The organism is Citrobacter sp. VF227 (genome assembly GCF_052950715.1).
This window is the reverse complement of record NZ_JBRFVF010000582.1, coordinates 1-439: the sequence shown is the minus strand read 5'-3', so window position 1 is coordinate 439 and position 439 is coordinate 1. Positions and strand designations below refer to the sequence as shown.

Genomic DNA, 439 nt, shown 5'->3' with positions numbered 1-439 from the left:
GGCGACATCCCATCAAAAGCGCTGCTGCAATTCCACGTCGGCCAAAAATTATACGAACGTCCGCAGAGAGCAGTGATTTCAACGGGACTATGCAACGCTATCCTTGATCAAAGGGGGACGTTGCAATAAAACGAAGAACGCTCATTTACTAAACGCCCGAACAGAAAGCGACTATCTGGGACTGTCATAAATCCCCTCAAGCCCCGGATGCTACCATAAACTGGCGGGTGTGACCGTTTTTCTGTCCCACAGAATGGCGCCCAGGAACCAGAACCGCAAGAACAGCAGCTCGGCTCCCGGGTTATTTTTCAGTAACTGGAAAAAGGTCTCCACGCTGCCAACCTGAACACCCAACGCATCACTGTAAATATCAGCCACGAACTTTGAACAAAATTGCCGGGAACACTCGTAATCAAACCCCGTATGGTACAGTTTATGC

At 49.7% G+C, this 439-nt stretch carries 1 protein-coding gene; it reads right to left on the bottom strand.

Annotation, left to right across the window (positions count from 1 at the left end; translation table 11 throughout):
* Positions 1–210 precede the first annotated feature (210 nt).
* Positions 211–439: YiiX/YebB-like N1pC/P60 family cysteine hydrolase (locus ACU8YC_RS27990; protein WP_446896392.1), on the bottom strand; the 229-nt coding region annotated here is incomplete at its 5' end.